The sequence below is a fragment of the Paenibacillus wuxiensis genome (genome assembly GCF_040195695.1).
Classification (GTDB): domain Bacteria; phylum Bacillota; class Bacilli; order Paenibacillales; family Paenibacillaceae; genus Paenibacillus_B; species Paenibacillus_B suaedae.
In genome coordinates this window covers 124,895-146,140 of sequence record NZ_JBEFZI010000010.1, presented here as the reverse complement: position 1 = coordinate 146,140, position 21,246 = coordinate 124,895, and the positions used below count along the sequence as shown (strand labels likewise).

Genomic DNA, 21,246 nt, shown 5'->3' with positions numbered 1-21,246 from the left:
TCCCTTAACCGATGAATGGAATAATAGATTGAACTGCTTCCGCTGCTTGGAACTCTGCAGAGCGGAATCCGATTAACGACAATGTGAACATGACTGCCATAATAATGAACAAGCCCATGCAGATTTTTGCGGATACATTTTGTGCGCGTGGTCCAACCGTAATGCCCCAACTTACGAGGAAAGCCCACAATCCGTTCGTAAAATGATAGGATGCAGAAATCGCACCGACCAAATATATGATAAACATAACTGGAGAAGTAATTATGTCGTGCATGTATGTGCCTAGCTGCTCATGCGTAATATTGCCAGTCGCAATTTGAACACGCGTTTCGTACACATGCCATGTGACAAATACGAATGTAATGACCCCTGTTATCCGCTGCATCAAGAAAGCTACGTTACGGCCGTAATTATAATTGCCTACGTTGTTCTTGGATGTGTACGCAATGTACAACCCGTATACGCCGTGATACAGAAGCGGAAGCCAGATGCCGAACAATTCTAGGAAAAATATAAGCGGCAATTCATTCAAAAATTTGACACTGCCCTGAAATGCTTCCTTCCCGCCTTCGAACGCAGCGTAGTTCGTAAGCATGTGCTCGACAATGAAGAATCCGAGCGGAATAATTCCAAGAAGCGAGTGCAGCTTGCGCGAGTAAAAATATCCTCGTTTCATAAGCGTGCCGGTTCCCCTTTCCATTTGTGTCCCAGTAGATTTTGGTAATAAACATCCTCATTTTACCTGTGCATGTCGAAAGCGTCAATAATTTGTCACAACGAAAAACCACTGCCATGACGCAGTTGTTACCGCTTTCGACAACATTCGCGGTTCTTCCTGCAAACCGCTCTTCTGTAGTTATGTGAACAACTTGTGACACTACCATGTTACTCCGAATCCCCTTATAATGGAATTGCAATGTTTTTATATCTTTTATAACTAAAACGCATAAGAAGCCATTCATTTTACGCTTAGCTCATCATTCATATCGTAGGAGGCTATGAAATATGCTCGATTTGTTAGAATCATTCGCAGCGGTTGTGGAACTGACGAGCTTGAATCAAGCAGCAAAGCGGTTGAATATCTCTCAGCCGGCCCTATCCAGGCAAGTAGCGAAGCTTGAGGAAGAACTGGGTGTAGAGCTGTTTATCCGGAATGGCAAGCGGCTGGAGCTAACTCGCGTTGGCCAGCTTACGTACGAATTTGCGATCGATATTCGCAATCGCCAGCTCGGTTTCTTGAAGTCCATTGCATCCTTCAAGGCGGAAGGTCAATCGTCCATCACCATTGGGGCCAGCTTAACCACACTGCAGACGACACTGCCGCTGTTCATCTCCTCCTTCGTCGAGAAGCATCCTGACGCAAGACTCAAGGCTGTGACCGGCAAGACGCATGAAATCATCTCGCTTGTCCGCGAACAATCCATTGATCTTGGCATCGTCGCCGATGCGATTCGTGAGCCTGGACTGATGTGCATTCCATTGTTCGCGGATCATCTTCAGCTGGTGCTGCCACGCCGTCATCCACTTGCCAGCATCCGCAATTGGACGATGTCCCGCTTGGACGGTCTGCCTATGCTTCTCTTCTCTAAGGGAACCTGGTATCGCAAGCTCATCGATGATCTATTCCGCCGATATCGCATCATGCCTGATATTCGCATGGAGATCGATTCCTTCGAAGCGATAGTTCGCTTGCTCACGACCTGTCATGCAGCTGCTTTGCTGCCACGCTCCTATCTTCGGTTGGAATGGCTCAAGGATAACGATCTGATTGCCGTTCCCCTGAAGGAATTGAAGCAAACCGAACGTGTAACTTCCATTGTATATGGGGAGCAAGCACTGCTGAGTCCTGTCGCTACGCAGTTTATTGAGGAAATTATGGAAGCAGCATCATTATCACAGCTAGGGAAATAGTCATGGATAGAAAGGAAAAAGAAGGATTACACTCGTTTGCTGTCGAATAAAGTAAGCTTAGACAAAAAACATTCTCAACTAGGGGAGAATAAGGAGGAAATGGAAACCATGGTTGTATGTAATCGTTGTGGCAAGCCAATCAACGACAATGAATCCCATCAATGCAGTACAGGGTCTGTCCCACCGCAGCATGCTGGTTCCGCAGCAGAGGCATCTGTACAGCAAGTATCCGCCACTGCTGAGACAGCGTCTCACAAGACACCAGGCAGCACAGTGCCTGAATGGGCCAAGTCAATTGACAGCAAGAATATCCTTCAACTGCTGAAGAATCCGGCAAGTGCTCGCAATCTTACTGTCTCCGATTGGGTGTATGCGGTCATTGCCGCGTTAGTCTCCGCACTGGGGTTTGCCTTGTTCGGCTACACGCTCTTTGGAAGCTTGTTCGCTTCACTAATGAGTCCACTTAGCATATTAGGCGGTTCAAGTTCACTGACCCCGCCATTTAGCTTTTTCATTCAATTGTTTATTTATCAGATTATTGGATTGGCCGCACTCTTTATTAGTATTTGGTTCATTAGCCGCTGGAAGGGCAGCAAGCCGCTTGACTTGAAGACGACATTTGTCCAATTGGCTGCTATGCAAATGCCTTTTGGCTTAGGATTTGTGCTCGCATTCCTTCTCGCGATCATTGGATTCAGTTCATTATCTGTTGCAGTAGCAGCTTTCACTTGGTTCGTATCCGTTATTCTGGTCACGACCGAAGCAATGGAGCAGACTGAAGTAGCACGTCCGAATCGCTTTCTATTCATCGCAGCAAGCATGGGTGCCTACTTCTTCCTGACTTATATCGTATTCAAAATTGTAGTCATGTAAAGCCATTTACATAAGCAATAAGCCTGCAGCTCGCTTCTCTATACAAGCGACAACTGCAGGCTTATTTATGACCTTCCACGCAAGGGATTCTTTACGATTTTCTATCGTTCCCCTTCAACATAAATGCTTCTTCAAAATCTTCGATTTGCGTATTCGTACCAATCATAACCATAATATCTTTCTCATCAAGCACATCTTCGGCTGATGGTGCAATAATCATACCTTTCGGCTTATTCAGGGCCACGATGCTGCACCCGAACTTAGCTCTTGGATTCACATCCTTGAGCGCCATGCCTTGCATGCAGCCAGGCACGCTCAGCTCTGCAATGGTATATTCCTTGGACAATTCAATGTAATCCAGCAAGTTCGGTGATACAAGTTGATGAGCTACGCGAATGCCCATATCCCGCTCCGGGTAAATAACCCTGTCCACACCGATCCGCTCCAGAACACGTCCATGCAATTCGGAAAGTGCTTTGGCGACAACCTTCTTCACGCCAAGTTCCTTCATCTGAATACTGACCAGAATGCTCGTCTGAATATCGTCACCAATGGCTACGATCGCGCAATCGAAGTTACGTATGCCGAGTGAGCGCAGCACCTCTTCATCTGATGCGTCCGCTACAACTGCATGGGTTACGAAGCCCATAACATCCCCAATTACTTCCTCATCTTTATCAATGCCTAGCACCTGATGTCCGAGCTTGACCAGCTCCTTCGCGAGACTCGAACCGAAACGGCCCATCCCGATCACTGCAAACTGCTGCAACTCCATATCCCTGTATACTCCTTCGTCCGTTACAATCTAACTTGCTTATCCTATCGTTATTTTCCCTTCTGGGTGTCGGTATAATTCCCGCTCATTTTTCGGGCCTAACGCATAAGCCAACGTTAATGGCCCAAGACGGCCTGCAAACATCGTCAGGCTCAGCAGCACTTTTCCGATATCTGATAAATCCGCCGTCAATCCCATTGATAGCCCTACCGTTCCGAAGGCCGATGTTGTATCGAATAATATCATCAGGAAGCTATGATCTTCTGTTGTCGACAATATCATCGATACGATAATGACCAAGAACAATGACAGCAACGTTAGCGTAACTGCTTTGAAGATACGATCCTTGGCGAGTCGATACCGGTAAATGACGATATCTTCTTTCCCGCGAATCATAGCAAATACAGCTCCAATGAGAATGGCGAACGTCGTCGTCTTAATACCACCACCAGTGGATCCTGGTGATGCCCCGATGAACATCAAAAGAACCATAAAAAATTGCGAGGCTTGGCGCATGGCTCCGATGTCAATCGTATTCGCTCCAGCGGTACGCGGGCTGACAGATTGGAACAGGGATGCCCAGAACTTCTCCCAACCATTCAAACTGCCTAACGTGCGTGTATTGGTAAATTCAAATATAAATATAACGACCGTTCCGATTACAATGAGCAATCCCGTCATCGTTAACACGATCTTCGTATGCAGAGACAACTTGCGAGTACGCTTATATTCCACCAAATCGGACAAGACGATAAATCCAATCCCGCCAAGGATAATAAGCAGCATCGATACCAGGTTAATAATAGGGTCTCCGACATAGCTGGTTAAGCTCGAAAACGGCCCACTGACAGAGCCGAATAAATCAAAGCCTGCGTTATTGAAAAAAGAAACAGCATGGAAGATACCGAAATAAATGGCCTTGCCTAGCGGAAGATCAAATGCCCATCGCACGGAGAACAGTACAGCTGCCGTCCCCTCGATACATACCGCGAACAAGATCACTTTACGGATAAGGCGCACGATGCCTTCCATGCTGCCCTGATTAAGCGCTTCTTGCAATATAAGCCTTTCCTTCAGCGATATCTTCTTCTTCAGTGCTAATGCAAACAGCGTTGCCATTGTCATGAATCCAAGCCCACCAATTTGAATAAGCAGCATGATGACCACCTGCCCGAATACGGTAAAATGAGTGCCCGTATCCACCACAATGAGCCCCGTCACACAAGTTGCTGACGTTGACGTGAACAAAGCATCGAGGAATGGCAGCGGAATCCCATCCGCATTTGATATCGGAAGCATGAGTAGAAATGCGCCCAATAATACAATTGCTGCAAACCCTACAACCAGAATTCGCGGTGGTGTCAGATTAAATCGAATGGCCTTTTTTGTTCCCTCCACGGGAGTCACCTCTTTTTTTCCCCACGAAAAAAAGCACTGGAAATCCAATGCTATCGCTGGTATCCTGACGTACATGCCTACGAGGTTAGCTGTCGGATTCGGGCACGTTCAGGCTGCCCTAATCGCAAGTGGATTCTATGCATCCACAACTGCGATATTCACCCCATTTATCGGGTCCCCCGCTTTCGTTCATTCACGAAACTCGGCTTGTATGCAATTCATAACGAGATTATATACGTTTCCCCTGCAGCATACAAAGTCAAGGAATGAACAAATTAACCAGAATAAGACGAAAAACTTGAAGAAATAGCGCTTACAATCCCCCATTTTCTTCAATTGTATTCAAAACACTCATTTTCGCTAGGTGTTTCTTCATTTTCTCTGCTGGACTTTACAAAGTTGAAGTGGATAAAATGAACAAATAAGCAACCATACGCTAAATGTGTGATGGAATGGAGGTTCCAACATGTCCTATGTATCCAAGCCGCTTCTTCTTTCTTCTGTGGCCGGATTTCTATTATTCCTCATTGTTCAGGTATTCATTCCCTTTCAGCAGACAGAAGCCATGATGGAATCAGCAGCCAGCCAATCCATCTTAACCAAAGAGAAAGCAGCGCAAAAGGCACTCACATTTGTACAGGACTTAAAACAGTTCCATATTTCAATTACACCTGAAGAAGATACTGCTCCAACCGTCATTTATCGCAGTCAATCAACGGTTTCCGGCTACATGAGCAAGGAGAAGCTGACCGCTTCATTTCAGAAATGGGAACCATCCAGTCCCTATGATACTTTTCAGGTATTATTGAATATGAATCGGGCTGGAAAATCCGGTGTCATGCGCATTGACGTTCACATGACAAGCGGTCGTATTATTGGATTCGAATGGGAGGAAAAGCCTCCTATCACCTCCGACATTAGCGGGGTTACGGGAAATCATGTGGATATGGCGTCAGCAGAAGATGCGGAGACTGCCTTGGGTCCAGTGAACCGCAAGAAGCTTGCTGATACACTCTTGAAGCACATGGGATGGAATCCTACCCAATTAAAACTAATCGCATCATCGGCGGAGCTAGACACGGTAGAGTATAACGTGCCTGAAGCACGGCTTGGTGAAGCCGCATTGAACGTGAAGGCCGTCTTCTCCCAAGATCGCATTGTCATGCTGAAGCCCTACTGGGTTATCCCGAACAGCTATCTAGCTGAAGAACTGCATCAAACGAAGACTGCATCGTCCATTTACAATATCGGCTATATGTGGATGACGATCCTACTAAGTGCATGTTCACTGATCGCTTGCATCGTCTACCGTCATGGCCTGAAGTTCGGATCGAAGACATTGTTCGCCCTTACTGCCGTCTCATGCGGAATTTCTCTGCTGCATCTATGGAACGTGCTTCCGGGTCTCTTCGCTCTGGAACTCCGTACCCCTGTGGACTCGGTGAATATGGGGCTGTCCTTTGCCATTCAAGGCGCAATTACAGTAATTCAAGGCGTTATCCTCTACTTCTCTCTCCATGCGGGAAAGCGAGCATGGGAGTTGTCTGCGTACAGAGATGTTCTGCCTACCTGGAGTGATCGCGCATTTGGCGGCAAGCTCATACAAGCATTATGGATCGGAATCGCGTACACAGGCGTATTGCTCGGCATGCAAACGGTTATATTTTTCATTTTGGAATCAGGGTTTCATGCGTGGTCATCGACCGATGCCTCACAATCTCCGCTCAACCTGCGAATTGCACCACTGTTCCCTCTTCTAGCTTGGGTTGCAGCTATTTCGGAGGAAGGGATATACCGCTTGTTCGGGGTTGGACTGCTGAACCGATTGTTCCGCAACCCATGGTTAGCCGGGATTATCCCTACCCTTGTATGGGCGTTCGGACATGTCACCTATCCGATCTATCCGTATTACTCTCGTCCGGTAGAGCTCCTGTTTATCGGCATGTTCTTCCTGTTCATTATGCTGAAGCATGGCTGGTGGACGGCCATGTTCGCTCACCTTATGCTCGACAACTTCTTAATGTCCCTGTCATTCATGCTTGATGGAACAATAGTCGGTTTCCTAATCGGTCTTGTGTACTTCCTTTCTCCAATTGGGATTGTATATGCGCTCGCGAAGATTCATCGCAACCAAGATCACGCTAGAGCGATCACGACATGGACATAAACATAAACACCATTGATTACAGTTGAATCCATTTGTTCGTACAGTAATAGAACGAGTACATGAGCATATCTCCATACCCTATCATTTTGAAAAGCCAAGGGCCGTTCATATCGAAGGACGCATGTACGTAATGCGCCTCATCGAAGGAACGGCCCCGTTTATTTCTCATTATTACTTATTTCTTCTCAATAAATTTTTTCGCTTCCTTCACTGCCGTATCTAGCGCTTTCTGTGCATCTTCACCCAGCATGACTGAATCAACTGCAGTAGACAGGTGACGGTTCATCTGGTTCCAGTTGCTGTTCAGCAAGAAGGCTGGCGTGTTGTCGGAACGCTCCAGCATGCGATAGAACGGTGCGTACAGCTCGGATGTATCCAGCTTCATTTCTTGCACGACGCTCTTACGAATCGGCAGGTCAGCATCGCTCTTCATTTTGACGGCTTCTTCCGAAATAAAGAACTTCACGAACTCCCATGCCAGATCCTTCTGCTTCGATTGCTTCGCAATCGATACTGCACTTACCGAAATTACGCCTTTCACAGGCTTGCCAGGGAACGCTGGCATTTCAACAGTACCGAAATCAACCTTCGCTTCCTTAAACCCGTCTAGCGGCCATACACCGCTCTCCCACATTCCGATTTTACCAGCTTTGAAGATGTCGTTACCGCCAAGCTGCGTTTTTCCTCCTACGAGGACTCCGTATCCGTCCTTCACCATATTCCCGAACATCTGAACAGCCGCTACCGTATCCGGCCCGTTCATAATGCCTTCAATCGTCTTGCCGTCTTCGCTGATGAAGCTGCCCCCATTACTCCAGATGAATCCTTGCAGGTCATACGGGTCGTTCTCAGCACGGACACCGAATCCATACTGCTTCTTCGATTTATCTGTCAGCTTCGTTGCAATATCCTTGAAGTCATCCCACGTCCAGCCATCTTTCGGATATGGGACTCCCATTGCGTCGAACACTTTCTTGTTGTAATACATAGCCCGTGTCGTGAAGCCCGCAGGCATACCATACGTCTTGCCATCTACCTTCACATAATTGAACAAGCCATCATATATATCGTCTAATTTCAGGCGTGCATCTTTCTCCGTAAAGGCATCCAGCGGCTCCAAGTTCGAATGGTATGTTGGGAAATCCCACATCAACATCACATCAGGCGGGTTGCTCGCACCGAACGATGCCGCCAGCTTCTGATCGAAGCCGTCTGCATAAGGTTCAATTTGTACTTTGACGCCTGTATGGGATTTTTCGAACGCCTTCGCGATATTTTCTTGAACCTTCAGCTTCTCTCCAGTATCCCATGTTGCAAAACGCAAAACGGTTTGTTTCCCCTTGTCTTCCCCCGAGGAGGAACCTTGTTCTCCAGATCCTCCGCCACAGCCAGCAAGCATAAGTGCAAAGACCGTTAACAGAATAACCAATCTTGACATTCTCTTCATCTTGCTCATTCCCCCCAAATGGTTGCATCTCAAACATACCTTCACTTTAAAGACAATAAAGCGTTTTCAAAACGGCGAATTGTTCCGAATATGGGGTGATTTTGTTCGGTGAAAGGGCGTAATATCGTACGCCCTTCGTCATTTTTGAGCAAAATGTTCTCCCTTTTGTCCGCTTCGGTATTGACTCGGTGTCATTCCACAGCAGCGTTTGAACCATTTGCTAACATATTTTCCATCCACCATGCCGATCCGCTCAGCGATATCCTGCAGCGTCATCGTTGTATTCAGAAGCAAATCCTGCGCTGTCTTAAGCCGCATACGGTATAAGAAGGAGACAAAATTCTCTCCGGTTACCTTCTTAAATAAAGTACTGAAATGACTTCGACTCAATCCAACTCGATGTGCTACATCACTGACGGACCAAGGCTCACTCACATTCTCTGCTACCAAGAGCACCGATCGCATCACCGTTTCCGGCCATGAATTGACTCGCAGCTCAAATTTGCGCTCCAACTCCGCCGCTCGGTGCAGCTCCTGAACCGCCTCCAGCCAGCCGTCCATGCCCTTTAACGGGCCACGACTGCTCCAATGCAGCTGCGGACAAGATGCTTTGCTCTCTTTCAACAGCCGTTCCACCTTCAGGCGAGCTGTAGGACGATAGAAATAGAAACATCGTTCTACACCGCAGGGAATATAGGCGCACGGGCCTTCCGTTTCTTGCAGCAGCTTATCGCCAAGATACTTCCAGTACTCCCCTCCACGGTTGGATGATTTGATAGCGGCAGGAAGCGATTGCTCGGAACTGTCGAATATTTTAACCAATATAATCTCATGAGGTTCATTCAACCAATACCATTGCGTCTCCCAGCGCAGTTTCAGCTCGCCTTGGAAGTTGTTGCGGAAGCCGCATAACCAGGCATAGAACGCCGCATTCCACTGTGCATCCTCTTCGTTAGAATTTGCAGTGCGAACCGCTGGAGGAGGCTCCGAATTCCCAGCCAGCTCCTCCCCGAACTTTTGAAGATAATAATCCAGTTCCTCATCTTCGAAAGCCGTTTTCAACAAATAGCCGGAAGCCCCAAGCATCATTCCCTTTTGTGCATATTCGAAATCTCGATGACAGCTCAGCAGCAAGACCCGAGTATGCGGCGACTTTTCCTTCACTCGCTTGGCGAGTTCAATTCCATCCATCTCCGGCATCACGATATCTGTAATGACAACCTCCGGCTCATGGAGAAGGAATGCTTCCCATGCCTTCTGACCATTTGGGGCATCGGCTACGACTACCATGTTGAATCTGCTCCAATTTACCGTTGCCATCAAGCCTCTGCGAACAATGCTCTCATCATCCGCGATTAGTACTTTAATAGGGTTGTCTGTCATCGGATTCCTCCTCCTTTTTGGGCCAGCGTATCGCAATCGTTGTACCGCTTCCTAACTGGGATTCGATGCTTAATCCATATTCGGAACCAAAGTGCAGCTTGAACTTCTGATCCACATTGTACATCCCGAGACCATGTCTCTGATTGTGGTCTTTCGGAGCTTGCAGCAGAGAGATTCGACGCTCTTCGCTCATCCCTTTACCATTGTCCGATAAGGTTAAATGCAGCTCTGACCCGGTATCTACTAGGCGGAGTGCAATTGTGCCATACCCATCCTCGAAGGCGTAGAAAAAGATATTCTCAAACAGCGGCTGCAAGCTCATACGCGGGATGACTGCTGCCAGCGCACTTGGAGCAATTTCAGACTCATATATAAATTCACCTTCATAACGAACCTGCTGGATTTGCAGAAAATGATCAATAAGCTCCAGCTCTTTCGATATCGGAACCAGTTCACGCGTCACGTCTAAGTTGGCTTCTAACACGATCGTTAAGTGAGCGATCATTTTCCTTATATCATCATTGCCCTGCAGCCTAGCCTTCCACTGTATGGAGTTCAACGTATTGAACAATAAATGGGGATTGATCTGATAATGAAATGCTCGCAATTCGGCTTCCTTCTTGAGCTGCTCCTTAGCCGCTATCTCCTTCACAAGCTCTTCGATCTGTCCGATCATCTTATTGAAGCTATTCGCAAGCGTCCCCAGCTCATCCTCATCCTGAACTTGGATTCGGGTCTTCAAGCGACCAGCTCCTGCGGAGTTCATCGATTCCTTGATCCGCTTAATCCTGCCCGTTACACGAGTGGAGAACAAGTAGGCGAGCAGAAGAGCGAGAAAGCCTGACAAGCCTAAACCAAGTAAGGTATAAGACTTGATAACACTTGATGGCTGATTAAAATATTCATAGGGCAGTCTAGCTTCTATCGTCCAATCATTTATTTTCAAGTTCTGCTTCCACACGATATCATTTTCTTGCGCAGTATAATTGCCCGGCGAGTGATAGATCGTCTGACCACTTGCACTTTGCACCGTCACAATCGACTTCGTATCCTGTTCGAACATACGGAACAGTTCGATCAGCTTATCTGCCTTCATTTCAATAAGGATTTTGCTGTCCTGCAAGGGCCCTGCCTGATTGCGGATTGGCACAACCAAGCCAAGCAGCTTCTGATCCGGTGTATCCTTCTCATCGCGATAATGCAGTGGAGGGTAGAATCCTGCCCAATACTCTCCTGCATGATCGGCAGGTATCCGCTTCCACCATGGCTGTTCAACCAGAACATCCACATTCAAGATGCTGTCCCCGTAATAATAGCCAGATTTCGTAATAATGAATATCCCGCGATCATGCAGCCTTTTAAGCGCTTTCAAGAAATCTTCCATGTTGTTCTTATCCTGCACTTGCGAATACGTCTTCGGAATCTCCGCATTGATGACACTCTTATATGGATTAAGCAAATATGAATAAATATAACCCGCAATCATGCTCATCTGATTTAATTCCGTATCCAGCTGATACTGCAGCTGATTAACACTGTTCTGACCGTATTTGCCGAACTGCTCTTGCAGAAGGCGTGAGGATTGTTGATAGGATAGCACGCCCTGAATCATGAGCGGAAGCAGTGATGCTGCCAAGAAGAACAGCACGAGCTTTAAGCGAAGGCTTCGCCTCGGATTGGGCGGTATATTGGCCATCCATTGCTGTAGCCGATGCAAGACACCCGATTGTGTCACATGGGTTAATCCAGTAAGAGTTTCACGTGGCGGTGCGATAGGAATCATCCCCTGTTGCTTATTGGACTAGTCATGATGCTGCGAAGCGTTGATGTATCAGAAGTGTAACATAACCAATTTTAATCTGACAATGGAGACGGAAGCACCGATTTGTCCTCATCGAGACATCGAATAGGCGGGAAGATCACAAAGATAACAAAACAGCTCCCTTACGCGCTAAGCGGCAGGGAGCCTGTTCCACCTCGTCTATTGAGCTGGCTGCATTACATATTCATTCGCTAGTATGAGGAACACACTCGACGTCCACGTAAATGCCCGATCGCGAAGTCCGCACCCTGTCTGTGCATCAAAATTCTCTGCCATGCCGCTGCAAGCAGCCATGCGGCAGAATCGCGTCGCTGCTTCTTGTGCCACTCCCCGCTCCCCACTGCGCTGCAATCCGTCGATCAGCAGCATCATGACTGGAGCCCAGATTGGCCCAAGCCAATAGCCGTCCGGTTCATAGAACGGACTGTTCAAGCTTTCTGTGGCGAATCCATTCGGACTGAAGAACCGCTCTTCATCGGCAATTGCCTTCACAAGCGCTTGGCGCACCGATTCCGGCAGACGATCACCTAGTAGGATCGGCATAAACGGAATCAAGCTATCTCCTTGCGCCGGCTCATGTGTGCCTGAACGAACCGCCTTGAACTGGTCGCCATGCCAGAAATGCTCCAACATGCGTCCGAGCAGGCTATCCGCAGCATTGCGCCACTCCTGCGCCTCGTATGGCTTGCCCAATTGATCGGCAATCTCCGCCAGAACCTCGAATTGGATAGTTAAATAAGCAGATAAATCCGGACTCTCGATAGGTCCCACACTGCGGAAAATCGTGCTATTATCCCAGCCGCTGTCATTGCCATGATTGTACTGAGGTATCCCGTCCCGATCATCATCACGGCAATTCATCCACCATTTGCTCCACTGTGCAAGCGGTCCGTAGATTTCACGCAAGCGATCGGCATGGCTGAACCACTCATTGCGTTCCATCATCCATCGCAGCGTCCAGCCATGGATAGGCGGCTTGCAGCAATTCCACAAGGCGTACTTGTCATTGACGAAGTCCGGAAGCTGACCAGATTCATCCTGCTTGTCGAACATGATCATGAACTGATCCCAAGCCAGCTCTGGCTGATTCGCCGCGAGCGCCATTGCATTAAAGCAATGATCCCAGCTCCAAATGTTCGTCATCCAATTTTTCGACATGTACATCGCGGGACGAGTCAAATGTCCGGCCACTGGCACCACACAGGACCATGTGATGTATGCGGCCAAGATACGCGCCTCATCCAACTCTTCCAAGGCAGCAGGCAGACTCTTATCGAGCCATACAGCAAATTCCTTCTCCACGCTGGCAGCAGCCTCGTCGAAGGAAACCAGCGACTCGAATGGACGAATGGATGGCGGCTCTATCCGATACTCTTCAAGCATGAGCTCTGCTTCAGCTGCTTTGTCTTGGTTACCCCCACCTGGGAAGCATTCCACCACCGCATATTTGCATCTGGAACGTTCCCATGGAGCATCGACCGTAAGCTTCCCTTGAAGCGAAGTCAACATAAAGCGCATTTCCGTAGTAAAATGATTCACCTCGTAACGTCCATCCTGACGTGGAAGCACATAATCATAAGTACCCGCAACTAATGTCAGACGGATTCCCGCTTCGCGCACACGTATCCGTATCGCTTCCGGATCCGACAGGCATAGTTCCGCCTTCCCTTGTCCGCCTTCTCCAATAAGGGCTAAGGAGGATGGCGCGCTATGAACTGAATAAGGTACAACCTCGCCGCCAGCTACCAGCTCTAGGCGGAATACTGCACCGCTCGTCTCGTCACCACCGCGAACGGTGCGCAAATACAAGCCTTCCTCTCGGTTGCCATTCTGCGGCAAATGCGATACCGTCAGAAAAGATCCAAATCGGCTAAATGGAATGTGCTGAATATCAAATGTAATCATTGCCGACATCCTTTACTCCTTATCCGGCAGGCCATTCGCCTGTCCCGTCTTCTTCAAGTAAGCTCGCCATGTAATGCACCATTCAGCCGGTTCATCCAGCGATTCCTCGATATTCCGATGTACCGTGCTGTGATGTGGTGCTGACTTGACGATCTCCGGTACGCTGCGAGCTTCTTCTGCAATATGGGCTAACGCTTGAATATACTCATCCAAGTCATCCTTGGAGTATGATTCCGTTGGTTCCAAGGTGAATGGCTGAGGTACAATATAAGGATGATGACTCGTCCAGTAATGCAAGCCGAAATCACACATTCTGCGCTGAATGTCTTCGGTCGTTACTCCTGTCTCACGCGTCAGCTGCTCCCAGCTATAGCGTACCTGCTCAAGCCGTCCCCCTTTGACATAAGGAGCGCTTGCGCCAGAAATCTGTAATATTTTATGGTACAAATAGTTATTGTTCAATACCGCAATTTCCGCAACATCCCGCAGCCCTCTTGCCCCCAAGCTGCGAATCCAAGCATACGCCCGCACAATCGTCTGCGCAACACCATGGAAGCTTCTGACCTTGCCAATGCTCAGCTCTTGATTCGAGCGCAGCACGAATTGATCGCCATCGCGCTCAACAATAGGGCCTGGTAAAAATGGCTTCAGCTGCTCCGTAACGCCCAGAGCCCCTGCCGCAGGGCCGCCGCACATATGAGGCGCCGCGAACGTCTTGTGCAGATTGAAGAAGCACATATCAAATCCCGCTTCCTTCGCACGAGCGATGCCAAGAAGGCCGTTCGCGTTAGCTTGGTCGTAATAGCAAATGCCTCCTGCCGCATGTACAATGTCCGTGAACTCTTTAATGCGTGAATTAAAGATCCCTGTATCTTCAGGATTCGCTACCACGAAGCCTGCTGTTCGATTCGATACCGCCTGCTTGAGCTTCTCAATATCCGGGAATCCATCCTCGTCCGGATGCAGAGTAATGATCTTATATCCCTTCACCGCTGCGGTTGCTGCTTGAGAAGGATGAGAGAAGATCGTTGTAATAATCTCATCACGCTGCTCCCCTTCTCCATTCGCCTCATGATACGCACGTACGATGGAGGCCATTGCGAACAATGCTTGTGTTCCGCTTCCAGGCTGGAAGGAGAAGGCGTCCATGCCCGAAATCTCACGCATTGCCTCATCCAGTCGATAGGTGATTTCCAGCATGCCCTGTACCGTGCTGACATCCTGCAGCGGATGAAGCTCCGTCAGCTGCGGATTGCGAACAAGCAGCTCATTGACGCGCGGAATGTATTTCATCGTGCAGGTTCCCTGACCGATTTCTACATTTAGATCGCTGCCGAGTGTCTCCTGCGACAAGCGCAAATAATGGCGAAGCACCTTGGCCTGACCGATCTCAGGCAGCTGCGGCGCTTTGGCTCGCTGCATCGAGGCTGGAATGCTTGATACGACATCACCAACAGCTTCGACAAGCTCCTGCTCCGCTTCTGGAACGAGAACGCCTCGCTCCCCTTCTCGATGCAGTTCAAATATTACCGGTTCATCCCATTTCGCTTGATGAAATTGTCTAACTGTACGATCCTTCCGAACGATTTGTTGCATCGCTTGTCACACCCCCTCTGCCATATTCACTGTCTCCGAAACCCCTGCTGCAGCTACTCCTGCAAGCGAACCATTGTCCTGCTCAGCATCCGCACTCAGCACAGCTCGAAGCTCTTCCACCAGATGATCAATCTGTTCCTTCGATATGACCTCAGTGACACAGAACAACGCGCTCTGTCCAAGTTCAGGGAACGTACTGGACAAATCCAGACCGCCAAAGATGTTCTTAGTAAGCAAGTATTCATTGATCTCACTCACCGTCCGGCCTGTTGCGGTAAAGTCAATGACGAACTCCTTGAAGAAGGAATTTGCATAACGCAGATTTACGCCAGGCAACGCGTTCAATGCATTCGCTGCATAGCGGGACTTCTGCATAATCGTCTCGCCAACTTCGCGCATGCCATGTGGGCCAAGCAAGGCCAAATATACGCCTGCCGTAATCCCCCATAGTGCCGTCTGTGTCCCTACAGACTCCTTGCCCTGCTCGCGCTGTGCGAAGGAGGTACGTTCATAGGCAACGTCACCGAAGCCATACTCGCCTTCTACAACGGTCGGCACGATTCCGAACAGGCGGGATGGGTACTCCATGACAAACCGTTCATCATCATGAGTTGCGATAAATCCTGACTGGCCACCTCCGTAGTTCATACGAATACCGAGCGGCTGCAAATCGCCACATACGATATCTGCGCCATAGCCGCTTGGCGGCGTCAGTACCCCAAGTGATATCGGATCAACGCCTACTACGCTGATGGACCCATATTCATGAGCTAAGCGGCTAATTTCCTCGCCTTGCTGCTCAATGACACCGAAATAATTCGGATTTTCTATATAGACAGCTGCTGTCTGATCCGACAGCTTGCTCTTTAGATCGTTCAAATCCAGAAGCCCGCTATCCGACTCGGCTTGAACTGTGATGACTCGGATTTTTGGATGCAAATAATTTTCAATAATCATGCGCTTATCAGGGCAGAGAATCTCCGGCACGAGCACCTCTGTACGCCCTGTCATTCTGGCAGCCATCCGAAGTGCGGTCGAAGCAGCCTGCGGCCAGTCGAATGTCGGTACGTTGACAACATCCATATCAACCAGTTCAGCGACAAGACTCTGGTATTCGAACAAGGCCTGGAATCGCCCATGATCCTCGTAAGGCTCTCCCGCGTAGGCTGTTACGAATTCCGATCGTTGATTGATCTCATCGCATACAGCAGGCACGAAGTGCTGCCAGCAGCCTCCACCTAAGAAACTAGTTGCCTGCGAGGTACTCACATTAATCGAAAGCAGTCGTTCAATATGACGCTTCAGCTCATACTCATTCAATGCAGGCTGCAGCTCCATCTCTGACTGCATACGCAAATGCTTCGGAATATCCCGATACAACTCGTCGATATTCGAAATGCCGATCTCCTGCATCATCTGCGCTTTAACTTCCGGAACCGTGTTCGGAATATAAGGGTGCACATTTGATTGACGTTCCTTCATGACCTACGTTCTCTCCCTTCATTATTCGGATCAAGTGTTACGCCAGTCCTCCGCCATCTACGACCAACACACTGCCGCTAACCCACTGGGACAGATCACTAGCCAAGAACAGCACGGCGTTCGCAATATCCTGCGGTGTACCGATTCGCTCTAAAGGTCTGCCTACCGCAGAGGAAGCAAGGAATGCCCCTTCTTCAACAGCCAGCTGTACCGCCTCTTCACGCAGCAGCGGCGTATCTGTATCGCCCGGACATACGCAGTTGACACGGATATTGTCCTTGCCGAAGTCGATTGCCATCGCCTTGGTCAAGTTCACAACCCCTGCCTTCGCAGCACAATACGCAGCAGCTTGGTCGCCGCCCTTCAAACCCCATCCGGAGCCGGTATTAATGATGCTTCCGCCTCCTCCAGCAGCCATTACCGGAATCGCGTATTTAGACAGCAGGTATGCCCCCTTCAGGGACACGTCTATGACCAAATCCCAATCCTGCTCTTCCAGCTCAACAACCGTCTTACGGCGAATGACGCCTGCATTATTAAACAAAATATCAACGCCCCCGTACCACTCCTGCGTCATGCGAACTGCCCGCTCACAGTCTTCGGCCTTCGTTACATTGCAGGACACAAACTGTGCTTCTCCGCCAACATTCCGAATCTCCTCGACCGTCTCCTGCCCTTGCTTCTCCCCAATATCAGCGATGACTACATTCGCTCCGAAGCGCGCCAAGCATTGTGCCGTAGCGCGTCCGATACCGGATGCTCCTCCTGTAATGATCGCTGTCTTGCCTTTCAAGCCGAATACATCTATCTGCTGCGTCATTCATTATCCCTCCGTTATCTTCGTTCTGTGCTCAAGTTGTTAGCCCTTCATGCCTGTTGTTGCAATTCCCGTTACGATATAACGCTGTGCTGCAAAGAAGATCGCAAGCGGCGGCAAGCAAATCATGCTCGTCACGGCCATGATCGCATCCATCTTCACCTCATACATCCCTTTGAACTGAGACAAGCCCAGCGTCAGCGTGTACTTGCTCTGATCGTTCAAGAAAATGAGCGGACCCAAATAGTCGTTCCATGTGCCGAGGAAGTTGAACACCGCAACCAGAATCAGTGCTGGAGCCATGAGCGGCACAATGAGACGTATGAACGATTGCAGCGGATTCGCACCATCGATGCGGGCTGCTTCCTCTAGTTCCGGCGGAATCGTCATAATGAACTGACGAAGCAGGAAAATATAGAATGCTGAACCGAAGAAAGAAGGAACAATCAACGGCTTCAACGTATTGATCCAACCAAGTGCATTAAACTCCATATACAGCGGAATCATCGTCACTTCCCAAGGGATCATCATGGATGCAAGCAAAATAATGAATAATACTTTGCTTCCCTTGAACCGGAATCTGGCGAATCCATAAGCAACCAGTGCTGAGGATACTACCTGGCCAATAAGTGACATAACCGATACAATCAATGAATTTTGTAAGAACACGTCAAACGGCTGTGAATTCCATGCTTTCGCAAAGTTGCCGAAATTCAAGGTGCTCGGAATCCATTGCGGTGGGAACAAGAACAATTCTTCGGGCGACTTCAATGATGTTGAGAGCATCCAATAGAAGGGCGCCAAGAACAACACGGTAAAAAAGATGAGCAGTGCGTAAGTTATTATTTTTTTCATCAGGATCTCCTCCTCCTCAGCCTTTGCCGCCCTTCATTTCACCTTCGTAATACACCCATGCCGACGAAGAGCGGAACACGAGCATCGTCAGAACAAGCACAATCGCGAACATGAACCATGCGTTCGCAGAAGCGTAGCCCATCTTGGAATATTTGAAGGCATTTTCGTACATATACATCGCATAGAAATACGTGGAATTGAGCGGGCCTCCACCCGTCAACACCAAAGCGAGCGTCAATTGTTGGAACGCAGAAATAATCGTTGTAATCAGGTTAAATAAGATGGTCGGGCTAAGCATAGGGAGCGTAATCCGGAAAAATTGCGATACCGTCCCTGCACCATCAATGGCAGATGCCTCATACAGCTCACGAGGGATGTTCTTCAACCCTGCCAAGAAAATGAGCATCATGGAACCCTGTCCCCACAGGCTGGCGAACACCATCGCTACTAGAGACCATTTTGGGTCGTTCAGCCAGTTCGGCCCTTCTACCCCGATCAGCGACAAGGCATAGTTCAAAATTCCATATTCTCCGTCGTATACCCACGACCAAATCATCGCCAGCGCAACACCGGAAATAACGGAAGGTACATAGAATGCCGTCCTGAAGAATCCACTTCCGCGTACATTGCGATTCAACAGGATTGCAAGTCCAAGCGCAATTAGAATGTTAACGGGCACAAATATAATGGCGAACTTCACCGTAACCGTCAGTGATGTCCAGAATAACGGATCATCCGTGAACATGTTAATAAAGTTATCCAAACCGACAAACGTCTTCTCCCCAACAATTGGCCAATCAAAGAAGCTGATAATGAAAGAAAAAATGAGTGGACCGAGGGTGAATGCGAGAAAGCCGATTATCCATGGCATAATGAATAAGTAAGGCACGGCTGAATGCATGCGAAGCGAAAACGATCGTTTTTTTCTCATTTCCATAGGGGCTTCGTTCCTTTCTTTGTTGTTCGTGATCATAGGTTGCAGTGCAACAGGCGCTGCCGTACGATGATGTTGAGACTGGATGATCGGCTCTTTTCTATAGCACAGCCCTAATTGATGGGCACATCGTAGGTATCATTGTAGATGAGATGTAAGCGTTTTTACACGGAAGGCTGTTTCTCATTAGGGGGGACTTTGTTTGAATATCTTCTCACTGGAAAGGAAGCAAGGGGGATTTTTGTTTGTTCCATGACGTAATTTTGTTCGATAGGAAAAAAAGCAGACTATTGCGAGGATAAGTAAGCAATATATTCCACAGTAATGAATGTTTTCGCAAATGCAAGCGTTAATAACGCTTGTTGCGAAAAAAGGCCCGGTCAAGGTTTATCCTTGCCAGGCCTTTTTTATGTCGCGCAATATCATTTTGGCTCTCTCTTAATGAAGAACGATGCGATAATCAAAACGATGGCGAGCCCAATTTCAATATTGAACATCGTCCAGAAACTATCGTTAATATAGTAGAAAGGTTGGTTTATTGCGCTTTTCGTATCTTTCAGCGTGCTCATGTATACGTAATCATTCCAAAACATAACCAGCAACAGATGCGTAAAAGCCCCATATAGAAGCGCTACTCCACACTTAAAAATAAAATCGCCTCCCCCAAATTACGATTGAAAATCTTGTCCCGTTCCAACTTCGATGATTAAAATGATTTTTTTGATGATAATCTCAAAAAGAATATAGCATATTTTCCCAATACGTGATAGAGTAAATATATTCCAAATATAAGGAGGTTAAATCAAAAAATGAGAAAAATGATTCTTTTATCCCTCTCATTTACCCTGTTTCTTGGCATGTTCGCCGTCCCCCTGAACAACAACGCATTCGCCAGCGAAATGAATGTGAACATGACTCAGCCTGATAAGATTGAATATATCACAAGCCAAAATGGAAAAATCATCCCGGTTATTTACATCAGCGATCCGGTTAAAGCTCACAAATATATGGAGCAGCATGGACTTAAAAAAGAAGATCGTTTTCAAGTGAACAACTTTGCATTTGCTTCAGGGTATTCATATGTTGGATATGGCGGTACATTCAATTATGACTACAAAGTGGACTATACTGAAAATAGAACAAAGAAAGATTTCGTATGGAAGCGCACAGTGACTAGGAAGTCTACTGGAAAAACAACAGTCTCCGTAGGGGCTGATTTCGCTAAATTTTTTAAAGCCTCTGTCAATAAGGAATGGGGAAAAGAAATGTCCTATGAAGATAAATTTGAAGTAGAAATCCCGCCGAACAAGCAAGGAGAAATTTGGACATGGAATGTTGCCGAAAGCTATAATTTCAAATCTGGGAACAATCAATTTAGTGCAATAAGACCAACAGATAACTTCGGTAATAGTATTTTGATTACTAACTTTAGGGATCCGGTTAACGGTTAGTTGAATTTTTAAGGATTATAAATTCGAGAAACATGTAACAGCATTGCGGGACAAGCCCAGCAATGCTGTTTTTCTTTATTACAATTTCTACTTCACATTTTTGAACGCCTCGGCTTGCTGGCGGATGCCCACCTCGGCAGCGAACCACTCGCTCCTCCGACTCCGCAATCCAACCACCGTGGCAAATGACCAAAATATCAGGATTCACCGAAACGGCTCGCGTAAGCGATCGCCTGAATTCTCTTGGAGCAATCGTCAAGAGAGCGTAGTCTTGGTGCCGTTCGTCCCTTCCGTTAAGCCTATATGTGTAACCAAAATATCTGCGCCCGCTTTAGCCATCTTCAGCGCCTGTTCCTCATCGAACACATATGGAGTCGTAAACATACCCAACTGCACGATTCCAGGGCCAAGCGTATGTCCATTACGTCAA

The 21,246-nt window shown here is 48.0% G+C and carries 17 protein-coding genes, 1 pseudogene and 1 riboswitch; of the genes and pseudogenes, 4 read left to right on the top strand and 14 right to left on the bottom strand.

Translation table 11 applies throughout. From position 1 onward, the window contains the following. Positions 1–4 precede the first annotated feature (4 nt). A complete protein-coding gene (locus tag ABN764_RS22985) occupies positions 5–676 on the bottom strand; it encodes a succinate dehydrogenase cytochrome b558 subunit (protein WP_021252664.1) in 672 nt (223 codons plus the stop codon). Between the two features lie 329 nt (positions 677–1,005). Here ABN764_RS22985 and ABN764_RS22980 point away from each other — a divergent pair, with 329 nt between their 5' ends. Both ABN764_RS22980 and ABN764_RS22975 read left to right on the top strand, forming a co-directional pair. After that, entirely contained in the window at positions 1,006–1,911 is a 906-nt protein-coding gene (locus tag ABN764_RS22980; RefSeq protein WP_021252663.1) for a LysR family transcriptional regulator, read from the top strand. Positions 1,912–2,019: 108 nt separating this feature from the next. Then, complete coding sequence (locus ABN764_RS22975) at positions 2,020–2,784, top strand: hypothetical protein (RefSeq protein WP_446673211.1); 765 nt, start codon at positions 2,020–2,022, stop codon at positions 2,782–2,784. A gap of 91 nt (positions 2,785–2,875) precedes the next feature. Here the strand turns inward: ABN764_RS22975 and ABN764_RS22970 are convergent, their stop codons facing one another. Together ABN764_RS22970 and ABN764_RS22965 are read right to left on the bottom strand one after the other, a co-directional pair. Continuing rightward, entirely contained in the window at positions 2,876–3,559 is a 684-nt protein-coding gene (locus ABN764_RS22970) for a potassium channel family protein (protein ID WP_446673210.1), read from the bottom strand. A 39-nt stretch (positions 3,560–3,598) separates the two neighbouring features. Then, positions 3,599–4,957 carry a TrkH family potassium uptake protein gene (locus tag ABN764_RS22965; RefSeq protein ID WP_021252660.1) on the bottom strand — a complete coding sequence of 453 codons (1,359 nt, stop codon included), beginning with the start codon at positions 4,955–4,957 and terminating at the stop codon, positions 3,599–3,601. A gap of 59 nt (positions 4,958–5,016) precedes the next feature. Then, positions 5,017–5,175, bottom strand: a riboswitch (cyclic di-AMP (ydaO/yuaA leader). 248 nt (positions 5,176–5,423) lie between these two features. On the opposite strand from ABN764_RS22965, the gene ABN764_RS22960 reads away from it, so the two are divergent. After that, positions 5,424–7,124, top strand: a complete 1,701-nt coding sequence (locus ABN764_RS22960) for a CPBP family intramembrane glutamic endopeptidase (RefSeq protein ID WP_446673209.1) — start codon at positions 5,424–5,426, stop codon at positions 7,122–7,124. Between the two features lie 16 nt (positions 7,125–7,140). Here ABN764_RS22960 and ABN764_RS22955 read toward each other — a convergent pair whose 3' ends face one another. The 10 genes from ABN764_RS22955 to ABN764_RS22910 all read right to left on the bottom strand — a co-directional run bounded on the left by ABN764_RS22955 (position 7,141) and on the right by ABN764_RS22910 (position 19,368). Further along, entirely contained in the window at positions 7,141–7,293 is a 153-nt protein-coding gene (locus tag ABN764_RS22955) for a hypothetical protein (protein WP_174811464.1), read from the bottom strand. A 6-nt stretch (positions 7,294–7,299) separates the two neighbouring features. After that, positions 7,300–8,571, bottom strand: coding sequence for an ABC transporter substrate-binding protein (locus ABN764_RS22950; RefSeq protein ID WP_446673208.1), 1,272 nt, complete (start codon positions 8,569–8,571; stop codon positions 7,300–7,302). A gap of 138 nt (positions 8,572–8,709) precedes the next feature. Then, the gene (locus ABN764_RS22945; RefSeq protein WP_072730658.1) at positions 8,710–9,954 is read right to left on the bottom strand and encodes a response regulator transcription factor; all 1,245 of its coding nucleotides are present in this window, start codon (positions 9,952–9,954) and stop codon (positions 8,710–8,712) included. Then, entirely contained in the window at positions 9,935–11,689 is a 1,755-nt protein-coding gene (locus ABN764_RS22940; RefSeq protein ID WP_446673207.1) for a cache domain-containing sensor histidine kinase, read from the bottom strand. The genes ABN764_RS22945 and ABN764_RS22940 overlap by 20 nt, the downstream gene beginning before the upstream one ends. A 246-nt stretch (positions 11,690–11,935) precedes the next feature. Next, positions 11,936–13,690: an amylo-alpha-1,6-glucosidase gene (locus tag ABN764_RS22935; protein WP_446673206.1), complete on the bottom strand. Its 1,755-nt coding sequence runs from the start codon at positions 13,688–13,690 to the stop codon at positions 11,936–11,938. A gap of 3 nt (positions 13,691–13,693) precedes the next feature. After that, a complete protein-coding gene (gene gcvPB, locus ABN764_RS22930) occupies positions 13,694–15,277 on the bottom strand; it encodes an aminomethyl-transferring glycine dehydrogenase subunit GcvPB (RefSeq protein ID WP_446673205.1) in 1,584 nt (527 codons plus the stop codon). A 6-nt stretch (positions 15,278–15,283) separates the two neighbouring features. Continuing rightward, the gene (gene gcvPA, locus ABN764_RS22925; RefSeq protein WP_446673204.1) at positions 15,284–16,759 is read right to left on the bottom strand and encodes an aminomethyl-transferring glycine dehydrogenase subunit GcvPA; all 1,476 of its coding nucleotides are present in this window, start codon (positions 16,757–16,759) and stop codon (positions 15,284–15,286) included. 37 nt (positions 16,760–16,796) lie between these two features. Next, positions 16,797–17,579 (bottom strand): SDR family NAD(P)-dependent oxidoreductase, encoded by a 783-nt coding sequence (locus tag ABN764_RS22920; protein ID WP_446673203.1) that lies wholly within the window; start codon positions 17,577–17,579, stop codon positions 16,797–16,799. Positions 17,580–17,618: 39 nt separating this feature from the next. Further along, the gene (locus tag ABN764_RS22915) at positions 17,619–18,431 is read right to left on the bottom strand and encodes a carbohydrate ABC transporter permease (protein WP_021252651.1); all 813 of its coding nucleotides are present in this window, start codon (positions 18,429–18,431) and stop codon (positions 17,619–17,621) included. Between the two features lie 16 nt (positions 18,432–18,447). Then, positions 18,448–19,368: a carbohydrate ABC transporter permease gene (locus ABN764_RS22910; RefSeq protein ID WP_065291550.1), complete on the bottom strand. Its 921-nt coding sequence runs from the start codon at positions 19,366–19,368 to the stop codon at positions 18,448–18,450. Between the two features lie 806 nt (positions 19,369–20,174). Between ABN764_RS22910 and ABN764_RS22905 the strand changes: the two genes are divergently transcribed. Beyond that, entirely contained in the window at positions 20,175–20,816 is a 642-nt protein-coding gene (locus ABN764_RS22905; RefSeq protein WP_446673202.1) for a hypothetical protein, read from the top strand. Between the two features lie 87 nt (positions 20,817–20,903). Here the strand turns inward: ABN764_RS22905 and ABN764_RS22900 are convergent. Next, positions 20,904–21,209, bottom strand: a pseudogene (locus tag ABN764_RS22900) (phosphoenolpyruvate hydrolase family protein); the annotation flags it as partial. Positions 21,210–21,246 lie beyond the last annotated feature (37 nt).

Coding starts and splice junctions, on each gene's coding strand:
- ABN764_RS22985 (WP_021252664.1), bottom strand. CDS start 676: ATGAAACGAGGATATTTTTACTCGCGCAAGCTGCACTCGCTTCTTGGA.
- ABN764_RS22980 (WP_021252663.1), top strand. CDS start 1,006: ATGCTCGATTTGTTAGAATCATTCGCAGCGGTTGTGGAACTGACGAGC.
- ABN764_RS22975 (WP_446673211.1), top strand. CDS start 2,020: ATGGTTGTATGTAATCGTTGTGGCAAGCCAATCAACGACAATGAATCC.
- ABN764_RS22970 (WP_446673210.1), bottom strand. CDS start 3,559: ATGGAGTTGCAGCAGTTTGCAGTGATCGGGATGGGCCGTTTCGGTTCG.
- ABN764_RS22960 (WP_446673209.1), top strand. CDS start 5,424: ATGTCCTATGTATCCAAGCCGCTTCTTCTTTCTTCTGTGGCCGGATTT.
- ABN764_RS22955 (WP_174811464.1), bottom strand. CDS start 7,293: ATGAGAAATAAACGGGGCCGTTCCTTCGATGAGGCGCATTACGTACAT.
- ABN764_RS22950 (WP_446673208.1), bottom strand. CDS start 8,571: ATGAAGAGAATGTCAAGATTGGTTATTCTGTTAACGGTCTTTGCACTT.
- ABN764_RS22945 (WP_072730658.1), bottom strand. CDS start 9,954: ATGACAGACAACCCTATTAAAGTACTAATCGCGGATGATGAGAGCATT.
- ABN764_RS22935 (WP_446673206.1), bottom strand. CDS start 13,690: ATGTCGGCAATGATTACATTTGATATTCAGCACATTCCATTTAGCCGA.
- gcvPB (WP_446673205.1), bottom strand. CDS start 15,277: ATGCAACAAATCGTTCGGAAGGATCGTACAGTTAGACAATTTCATCAA.
- gcvPA (WP_446673204.1), bottom strand. CDS start 16,759: ATGAAGGAACGTCAATCAAATGTGCACCCTTATATTCCGAACACGGTT.
- ABN764_RS22920 (WP_446673203.1), bottom strand. CDS start 17,579: ATGACGCAGCAGATAGATGTATTCGGCTTGAAAGGCAAGACAGCGATC.
- ABN764_RS22915 (WP_021252651.1), bottom strand. CDS start 18,431: ATGAAAAAAATAATAACTTACGCACTGCTCATCTTTTTTACCGTGTTG.
- ABN764_RS22910 (WP_065291550.1), bottom strand. CDS start 19,368: ATGGAAATGAGAAAAAAACGATCGTTTTCGCTTCGCATGCATTCAGCC.
- ABN764_RS22905 (WP_446673202.1), top strand. CDS start 20,175: ATGAGAAAAATGATTCTTTTATCCCTCTCATTTACCCTGTTTCTTGGC.